The organism is Pseudomonas sp. SDO5271_S396 (assembly GCF_054071795.1).
In genome coordinates this window covers 21,508-28,667 of the sequence record NZ_JBSVWB010000066.1, presented here as the reverse complement: position 1 = coordinate 28,667, position 7,160 = coordinate 21,508, and the positions used below count along the sequence as shown (strand labels likewise).

The 7,160-nt window shown below is 61.3% G+C and carries 7 protein-coding genes; 5 read left to right on the top strand and 2 right to left on the bottom strand.

Translation table 11 applies throughout. From position 1 onward, the window contains the following. Positions 1–478 (top strand): lipocalin family protein (locus tag ACW9IN_RS27785; protein ID WP_457368869.1); only part of this gene is annotated, 478 nt, incomplete at its 5' end. 130 nt (positions 479–608) lie between these two features. On the opposite strand, the gene ACW9IN_RS27780 is transcribed toward ACW9IN_RS27785, so the two are convergent. Beyond that, positions 609–1,973: a formimidoylglutamate deiminase gene (locus ACW9IN_RS27780; RefSeq protein ID WP_457368868.1), complete on the bottom strand. Its 1,365-nt coding sequence runs from the start codon at positions 1,971–1,973 to the stop codon at positions 609–611. 147 nt (positions 1,974–2,120) lie between these two features. On the opposite strand from ACW9IN_RS27780, the gene hutC reads away from it, so the two are divergent. Next, positions 2,121–2,831, top strand: a complete 711-nt coding sequence (hutC, locus tag ACW9IN_RS27775; RefSeq protein ID WP_232920667.1) for a histidine utilization repressor — start codon at positions 2,121–2,123, stop codon at positions 2,829–2,831. Then, positions 2,828–3,388 (top strand): HutD/Ves family protein, encoded by a 561-nt coding sequence (locus tag ACW9IN_RS27770; protein WP_457368867.1) that lies wholly within the window; start codon positions 2,828–2,830, stop codon positions 3,386–3,388. Before hutC ends, ACW9IN_RS27770 begins: the two co-directional genes overlap by 4 nt. A 4-nt stretch (positions 3,389–3,392) precedes the next feature. Here ACW9IN_RS27770 and ACW9IN_RS27765 read toward each other — a convergent pair whose 3' ends face one another. Then, positions 3,393–4,229 carry an AraC family transcriptional regulator gene (locus tag ACW9IN_RS27765; protein ID WP_457368866.1) on the bottom strand — a complete coding sequence of 279 codons (837 nt, stop codon included), beginning with the start codon at positions 4,227–4,229 and terminating at the stop codon, positions 3,393–3,395. A gap of 145 nt (positions 4,230–4,374) precedes the next feature. On the opposite strand from ACW9IN_RS27765, the gene ACW9IN_RS27760 reads away from it, so the two are divergent. Both ACW9IN_RS27760 and hutU read left to right on the top strand, forming a co-directional pair. Further along, a complete protein-coding gene (locus tag ACW9IN_RS27760) occupies positions 4,375–5,079 on the top strand; it encodes an O-methyltransferase (protein ID WP_457368865.1) in 705 nt (234 codons plus the stop codon). 318 nt (positions 5,080–5,397) lie between these two features. Beyond that, positions 5,398–7,068, top strand: coding sequence for a urocanate hydratase (gene hutU, locus ACW9IN_RS27755; protein ID WP_457368864.1), 1,671 nt, complete (start codon positions 5,398–5,400; stop codon positions 7,066–7,068). Positions 7,069–7,160 lie beyond the last annotated feature (92 nt).

Here is a 7,160-nt window from a genome sequence, read left to right as displayed (position 1 = left end):
CAGCGTCAACCTCAAGCGTTACCAGGGCACCTGGTATGAGCTGGCCCGATTGCCGATGTACTTCCAGCGCAACTGCGCACAGTCCGAAGCCCGCTACACGCTGCTGCCCGATGGCGACATGTCGGTGTACAACCGCTGCCTGACGGCTGAATGGAAGTGGGAAGAAGCCAAGGGTACCGCCACCCCGCAAGTTCCGGGCAAGACCGACAAGCTATGGGTGGAATTCAATAACTGGTTTACCGCCCTGCTACCGGGCGTCGCCAAGGGCGATTACTGGGTGCTGTACGTCAGCGATGACTACAAGACCGCCATCGTCGGCAGCCCGAGCCGGCGTTATATGTGGATCTTGTCGCGCACGCCGACGGTCAACACCGATACCCGCGAAGACCTGCTGAGCAGGGCGCGTCAGCAGGGGTATGACACCACGCGATTGATCTGGCGTACGTCGGACAAACAGATGGCCAAGACCTCGCAATAAACCTGGGTCACCGCTGATCAAAAAATGTGGGAGCTGGCTTGCCTGCGATAGCGTCACTGAGGTGTAACTGATACACCGAGGTGCCTGTATCGCAGGCAAGCCAGCTCCCACATTTGTTATGTGTCGCTGGTTAGCCCAGTAGATCTCTCAATACTTGCGTGAAGGCCCGGCTGCTTTCCTCTTCGCCGGCGTGATGTCCATCGCGCACTACCCATTTGCCGTTCACCAGCACATCGCGAACCTGGCGATCACCACCGGCAAACAACCAACGATTCAAAATCCCGTCTTCACTGGCCGTCGCCAGGTACGGATCACTGCCATCCAGCACTATCCAATCCGCACGCTTGCCCACTTCCAGTCGACCAATCGGCTGGCCTAGCGCCTGGGCGCCGCCGTCCAGCGCGGCATCAAACAGTGTGCGCCCGACCATTGGTTGGTCCGCGCGGTACAAGCGGTTACGCCGTTGGTCACGCAGGCGCTGCCCGTATTCCAGCCAGCGCAACTCCTCCACCACACTCAGCGACACATGGCTGTCGGAGCCGATGCCCATGCGTCCGCCCTGGGCCAGGAAATCCACGGCCGGGAAAATACCGTCGCCCAGGTTGGCCTCGGTGGTCAGGCACAAACCGGCAATCGCGCGGCTCTTGGCCATGCGCGTGACCTCGTCCGCATTGGCGTGGGTGGCGTGCACCAGGCACCAGCGCTCGTCGACGTCGACATGGTCATACAGCCATTGCAGCGGACGCTTGCCGCTCCAGGCCAGGCAGTCATCGACTTCCTTCTGTTGTTCGGCGATGTGGATATGCACCGGGCACGTCGTGTCGCTGGCGCGAAGCACGTCGTCGATCTGTTGCGGGGTGACCGCACGCAAGGAGTGGAAACACAGCCCCAGTTGCTGCGCCGGTTGTGCCGCAAGGATCGGCTTGAGTTGCGCTTGCAGGTCCAGGTAATGCTCGGTGCTGTTGATAAAGCGCCGCTGGCCTTCATTCGGCGCCTGGCCGCCAAACCCGGAGTGGGTGTAGAGCACGGGCAGCAAGGTCAGGCCGATGCCGCTGCTGGCCGCCGCCTGGCTGATCTGCCGCGACAGCTCGGTACGGTCGGCATAGGCCTGCCCGTTGGTGTCGTGATGCACATAGTGGAATTCGGCCACCGAGGTGTAGCCGGCCTTGAGCATTTCGATATACAGCTGGCGCGCGATGACCTGCAATTGCGCCGGGCTGATCTGCCCGACCATGCGGTACATCAGGTCGCGCCAGGTCCAGAAACTGTCATTCGGGTTGCCCGCCACCTCCGCCAAACCGGCCATGGCGCGCTGGAAAGCGTGGGAGTGCAGGTTCGGCATGCCCGCCAAAACCGGGCCTTTCAGCCGTTCGGCGCCCTCTGCGCTGGCGTTGGCCTCAACCTGTGTCAGCAGGCCATCGGCGCTGACTTCAAGACGTACATCGTTGGCCCATCCATTAGGCAGCAGCGCGCGTTCGGCAAAGAAAGCGGACATGATCAGAGCACCCCGGTCGTGTGTTTATTTGTATATACATATACAGACGTTTGCCTGCTCGGTAAACTCCGGCAATCTATGCATCTTTTCAACCTGCAAGGATTTCCTGTGCCGACTCCGCCCGCCAACTCTTCGCTGGCTGCCCACATGGACGAAAGTCCGGCGCCCTTGTATGCCCGCGTCAAACAGATGATCAGCCAGCAGATTCTCAACGGCAACTGGCCGCCGCACTACCGTGTGCCGTCGGAGAGCGAGCTGGTCAGCCAACTGGGCTTCAGCCGCATGACCATCAACCGCGCCCTGCGCGAACTGACCGCCGAAGGTCTGCTGGTGCGCATGCAAGGTGTCGGCACCTTTGTCGCCGAGCCCAAGAGCCAGTCAGCCCTGTTCGAAGTGCATAACATTGCCGACGAGATCGCCTCCCGCGGTCATCGGCATACCTGCCAGGTCATCCATCTGGGCGAAGAGGCTGCCGGTTCCGAGCGCGCCGTTGCCTTGGAGATGCGTGAAGGCGGGCGTGTTTTCCATTCGTTGATCGTGCACTTCGAAAACGACATTCCCGTGCAAATCGAAGACCGTTTCGTCAACGCCCTGGTCGCGCCGGAATACCTGCAACAGGATTTCACCCAGCAAACGCCGTATGCCTACCTGAACCAGGTGGCGCCGCTGACCGAAGGCGAGCACGTGGTCGAAGCCATCCTTGCCGACGCCGCCGAGTGCAAGCTGCTGCAAATCGAACCCACCGAACCGTGCCTGTTGATTCGCCGACGCACCTGGTCCGGTCGCCAGCCGGTGACCGCCGCGCGCCTGATCCACCCCGGTTCCCGTCACAGCCTGGAAGGACGTTTCAGTAAATGAGTGCAGTGAAAGTCTGGCGCGCCGCCGATTACGTACGCATGCCGTGGAAAAACGGCGGTGGCAGTACCGAAGAAATCACCCGTGATGCCGGTACAGGGCTGGATGGCTTTGGCTGGCGCTTGTCGATTGCGGATATCGCTGAGTCGGGAGGTTTTTCGACCTTCGCCGGCTACCAGCGCGTGATCACCGTGATCGAGGGCGCGGGCATGGTGCTGACGGTGGATGGCCATGAGCAGCGCGGGCTGTTGCCGTTGCAGCCGTTTGCGTTCAAGGGTGAAAGCGAGGTGTCCTGTCGCCTGATCACCGGGCCGATTCGCGATTTCAACCTGATCTACTCGCCCCAGCGTTATCACGCGCGGTTGCAGTGGGTGGACGGTGTTCAGCATTTCTTCAGTACGGCGCACACCGTGCTGGTGTTCAGTGTTGCCGATGAAGTGACGGTGCTGGACCAGAAGCTGGGTCATCACGACTGCCTGCAAATCGACGGCAACACCGGGCTGCTGGATATTGCTGTCGCTGGCCGCAGTTGCGTGATCGAGCTGACCGAGCACGCTTGAACGATTACGCGCGCTCCTGGCTCGGCGCCGCGCGTTGCGTCATGTAGCGCTTGGGTGACGTCCCCAGCCCCTTGCGAAACATGGTCACGAAGCTGCTCGCGCTTTCGTAGCCAAGGTCCTCGGCAACCTGCTGCACCGAAGCGCCGGTGCCCAACCACTTGACTGCCAGCATCAAGTGGATCTGCTGGCGCCAGCGTCCAAAACTCATGTTGGTTTCCAGGCGCAGGTTGCGCGCCAGGCTTCGTTCGCTCATGGCCACTCGACGCGCCCAGGTCTGCACGGTGCCCCGGTCTGCCGGATTATTCATGATCATTTCGGCCAGCGCTTTGAGCTTTGCGGATTTGGGCATCGGCAAGTGCAGGTTGCCCGTGGGCAGCGTGGCGATTTCTTCGAGCAGCAGCGCCATCACCTGTGATTCCATCCCGCCTTCGGGATAGAGCAGCGGGTAGCTGGCGGCACGCATCAATAGTGCGCGCAGCAGCGGTGTCACGGTGATGGAGCAGCACTGGCGGGGCATGTTCTGCGCGAGCGCCGGCTCGATGAATGCGCTGTAGCCTTCGATGGCGCTGGCGATCTTCACATTGTGCGGCACGTCTCCCGGTACCCACAGTGCGCTTTGTGGCGGCACGATCCACAACCCATCCTCAAGCTCGCAACTGAGCATGCCGTGCATCAGTAACACCAACTGGCTTTTGCGGTGCCGGTGAAAGTCCGTCTCGACACGCTCCAGATGCTCGCTCATGTAGCCGTACACCACGACTGGGCGAGGCACGTCATCCGGCTCTACCCAGTCCGTACCGTCGGGCTCGGTACCAACCTCTGCATCGCGCAAGACAGGCATGGAGAAGTCCATTTTTGATGTGGCAGGATTTCAAAAGATTTTGGCTTTATTGCCCAATGCCTTCAAGTGGCGTGCGCTCTATCCTGCCCCCGGACCCCTATTGCAGGCGCGGTAGCGTGGCCACTTCATACAGAGGCTTGGCACCATGAATTCATTGAGCTATGGGCGTGTCGCCGACACATTGCAGCGACTGTTCAAAGAAGCCGAACAGGCAGACAGGGCGTTGATGGAGCGGTTCGACGGCGTGGACTCGCCCGAACAGATGATCACCGAACACCTTGAGCAGGAGCGCAATGATCTGCGGCAGGTGTACCGCGGCTACGTCAACAACTTCCTGAATGTGACCCCGGAATATGGCTGTTTCCTCTACCAGTGCGCACGGGCACGTGAAGCCACCCGCATCGTTGAGTTCGGCACCTCGATGGGGATTTCCACGCTGTACCTGGCGGCAGCGTTGCGTGACATGGGCGGTGGCCACTTGATCAGCACCGAGCTTGAGCCGCAGAAGGCTGCGCGTGCCCAGGCCAACCTCGAGGCGGCGGGCCTGGCGGACTTGGTCGAGATTCGCGTGGGGGATGCCCGCGAGACGCTTGAGTCTATCGAGGGGAAAGTCGACCTGGTGTTACTGGACGGCGCGTTCACCCTGTACCTGCCGGTGCTGAAGTTGCTGGAGCCGCACCTCAAGACCGGCACACCGGTGCTCGCGGAAAATGCCTTCGACCAGGACAACGAATACCTGGCGCACGTCCGCGACCCCGCCAATGGCTATCTGTCCCAGGCGCTGGAGATCAATCCGGGCAGGGGTAACGAATTCAGTGTGACAACCGGGTGGAATGCAAGGGCGCGCTGATACCTCGCCCTGTTCACAAACTGTTTCCGAAGCGCGCACCAATTTGTTACCGAATGCCCCAGCGTGGCGCAAAGCCACGCTGTCCCGGCAAGCCGTACTCGCTGCAAAGCCCTTCCGCAAGAAATTTCATCAAGCCTCGAAGCCTTGGTTTCCAAGGCGCGCAGGCAATTTACAAAAAAACCTCAACGCTATGATCGCTAAGTTGGCCGCTTGATTGCATATGCTTGTATGTACAAGTAAATATGTGTGCGTAAGAGTCACTGCCAATCCTCTTCGCACCCATCATGTTCGCGCATCGATCGCTGAGGAGTTTTTGTTGTGACCAAGCCTACTAAATACCGTGACGTAGAAATCCGCGCCGCCCACGGTAACAAGCTCACCGCCAAAAGCTGGCTGACTGAAGCGCCGCTGCGCATGCTGATGAACAACCTCGACCCGCAAGTGGCCGAAAACCCGAAAGAACTGGTGGTGTATGGCGGTATTGGCCGTGCGGCGCGTAACTGGGAGTGCTACGACCAGATCGTCGAGAGCCTCACTCACCTGAACGACGACGAAACCCTGCTGGTGCAATCCGGCAAGCCGGTCGGTGTGTTCAAGACCCACAGCAACGCCCCGCGCGTGCTGATCGCCAACTCCAACCTGGTACCGCACTGGGCCAGCTGGGAACACTTCAACGAACTGGATGCCAAGGGCCTGGCCATGTACGGCCAGATGACCGCCGGCAGCTGGATCTACATCGGCAGCCAGGGCATCGTGCAGGGCACCTACGAAACCTTCGTCGAAGCCGGTCGTCAGCACTACAACAGCGACCTGACCGGCCGCTGGGTCCTCACCGCCGGTCTGGGCGGCATGGGTGGCGCCCAGCCTCTGGCAGCCACCTTGGCCGGTGCCTGCTCGCTGAACATTGAATGCCAGCAGGTCAGCATCGACTTCCGTCTCAACAGCCGTTATGTCGACGAGCAGGCCACCGACCTCGACGACGCCCTGGCGCGTATCGCCAAGTACACCAAGGAAGGCAAGGCCATCTCCATCGCCTTGCTGGGCAACGCGGCGGAAATCCTGCCGGAGCTGGTCAAGCGCGGCGTGCGCCCGGACATGGTCACCGACCAGACCAGCGCCCACGACCCACTCAACGGCTACCTGCCGGCTGGCTGGACCTGGGACGAATACCGCGCTCGTGCCAAGACCGAACCCGCTGCCGTGATCAAGGCCGCCAAGCAGTCCATGGCCGTGCACGTCAAAGCCATGCTGGAATTCCAGAAGCAAGGCATCCCGACTTTCGATTACGGCAACAACATCCGTCAGATGGCGCAGGAAGAAGGCGTGGAAAACGCGTTCGACTTCCCGGGCTTCGTTCCGGCCTACATCCGTCCACTGTTCTGCCGTGGCATCGGTCCGTTCCGTTGGGCAGCCCTGTCGGGCGACCCGCAGGACATCTTCAAGACCGACGCGAAAGTCAAAGAGCTGATCCCGGACGACGCTCACCTGCACAACTGGCTGGACATGGCGCGCGAGCGCATCAGCTTCCAGGGCCTGCCGGCGCGTATCTGCTGGGTTGGCCTGGGCCAGCGCGCCAAGCTGGGTCTGGCGTTCAACGAAATGGTGCGCCGTGGCGAGCTGTCGGCACCGGTCGTAATCGGCCGTGACCACCTGGACTCCGGTTCGGTCTCCAGCCCGAACCGCGAAACCGAAGCCATGCAGGACGGTTCCGATGCGGTCTCCGATTGGCCGCTGCTCAACGCCCTGCTCAACACCGCGAGCGGCGCGACCTGGGTTTCGCTGCACCACGGTGGCGGCGTGGGCATGGGCTTCTCGCAGCACTCCGGCATGGTGATCGTCTGCGACGGTACCGACGAAGCGGCTGAGCGCATTGCCCGTGTGCTGCACAACGACCCGGCCACCGGTGTGATGCGTCACGCAGACGCCGGTTACCAGATCGCGATCGATTGCGCCAAGGAACAGGGCCTCAATCTGCCGATGATCAAGTAACGACCGGCCCGGTTCCTGTGGGGGCCGGGCTTGTGTGGGAGCTGGCTTGCCTGCGATGGCATCACCTCGGTTCTACCGACAGACCGAGCCGC

Excerpts from the sequence above, each read along its gene's own strand:
- ACW9IN_RS27780 (WP_457368868.1), bottom strand. The coding sequence starts at position 1,973 with ATGTCCGCTTTCTTTGCCGAACGCGCGCTGCTGCCTAATGGATGGGCC.
- hutC (WP_232920667.1), top strand. The coding sequence starts at position 2,121 with ATGGACGAAAGTCCGGCGCCCTTGTATGCCCGCGTCAAACAGATGATC.
- ACW9IN_RS27770 (WP_457368867.1), top strand. The coding sequence starts at position 2,828 with ATGAGTGCAGTGAAAGTCTGGCGCGCCGCCGATTACGTACGCATGCCG.
- ACW9IN_RS27765 (WP_457368866.1), bottom strand. The coding sequence starts at position 4,229 with ATGCCTGTCTTGCGCGATGCAGAGGTTGGTACCGAGCCCGACGGTACG.
- ACW9IN_RS27760 (WP_457368865.1), top strand. The coding sequence starts at position 4,375 with ATGAATTCATTGAGCTATGGGCGTGTCGCCGACACATTGCAGCGACTG.